1 protein-coding gene is annotated in these 1,453 nt (G+C 71.9%); it reads left to right on the forward strand.

Translation table 11 applies throughout. The features are described 5' to 3' along the window. Positions 1 to 239: 239 nt before the first annotated feature. Complete coding sequence (locus tag C1I97_RS37145; protein WP_111007271.1) at positions 240 to 1,448, forward strand: nucleotide sugar dehydrogenase; 1,209 nt, start codon at positions 240 to 242, stop codon at positions 1,446 to 1,448. The last annotated feature ends 5 nt before the right edge of the window (positions 1,449 to 1,453 follow it).

Raw genomic sequence — 1,453 nt, forward strand, 5'->3', positions numbered from 1 at the left:
TGCCTCTCCCTTGTCCCCCTCACCTCCTGCCCATGCCCAAATTCTGACGGGGTTGCCCGTCTTCAGCCACCAGTCGCCCCCCAGCCTGTGGACAACTCTGCCCGGCTCACCGAGAAACACGCTGGTCAATCCCACAAAACGGTCATATTTACTCCTAGTCTGACATTGCGCTCGCTCGTCCTGTCCACAGGACTTGCGTGCCTGCCACGCCTCGGTTACTGGGAAGGACGGCCCACGCCATGCCCGCAGATCTCGCCGTCATCGGACTCGGTCCTCTCGGCCTGCCCCTGGCCCAGGCCGCCGTCGCCGCCGGCATTCCGACCCTGGGATACCGCACCGGGGAGGAGTCCGGTGCCCTCAGCCCCGCCGAACTGCGCCGGATGCTCTCGGGGGGCTTCCGGCCTGCCACCAACCCGGCCGAGCTCGGCCGGGTGCGCACCGCGGTGATCTGCGCGGCGACCCCGCGCGGCGCGGACGGCGGCCTCGACCTGAGCCAGGTGGAGGCCGCCGCCCGTGCCCTCGCCGAGCACCTGCGCCCGCACACCACCGTGATCCTGGAGTCGCCGGTGTACCCCGGGACCACGGAGGACTTCCTGCGCCCCCTGCTGGAGGAGGGCTCCGGCCTCCGCGCGGGCCGCGACTTCCACCTCGCCCACTCGCCCAGCCGCGTCGACCCCGGCAACCGCGACTTCACCCCGGCCAACACGCCCAAGGTGATCGGCGGACTGACCCCGGCCTGCACCGAGTCGGCCGCCGCGTTCTACGGCCGCCTCACCGACAAGGTGGTACGCGCGCGTGGCCTGCGGGAGGCCGAGACGGTCCAGCTCCTGGAGACCAACTACCGGCACGTCAACATCGCCCTCGTCAACGAGATGGCCGTCCTCTGCCACGACCTCGGCGTCGACCTGTGGGACGTGGTCCGCTGCGCGGAGACCAAGCCGTTCGGCTTCCAGGCCTTCCGTCCCGGCCCCGGCGTCGGCGGCCACGGCCTCCCCCAGGACCTGACCGGCCGGGCGAGCCGCGGTCTGCGCATGGTGGAACTCGCCCAGCAGGTCAACAGCCGCATGCCCCGCTACGTCGTCCAGCGCGCCGCCACGCTCCTGAACGAGCATGGCAAGTCGGCCCGGGGCGCCCGTGTCCTCCTGCTGGGCGTCACCTACAAGCCCGACCTCGCCGACCTGCAGGGCACGCCCGCCGAGGAGGTCGCCGTCCGGCTGATGGGGCTCGGCGCCTCCGTCAGCTACCACGACCCGCACGTGCCCGCGTGGAGCGTCCTGGACCGGCCCGTACCCCGCGCGGACTCCCTGTACGAGGCGGTGGCCGACGCCGACCTGACGATCCTGCTCCAGCACCACCGCACGTACGACCTGCAAGGGCTGTCGGTGAAGGCCCAGCTGCTGCTGGACACGCGGGGGGCGGCTCCCACCGGGGCGGCGCATCGGTTGTGAAGGGG

This window comes from Streptomyces sp. NTH33 (assembly GCF_003236365.1).
Classification (GTDB): domain Bacteria; phylum Actinomycetota; class Actinomycetes; order Streptomycetales; family Streptomycetaceae; genus Streptomyces.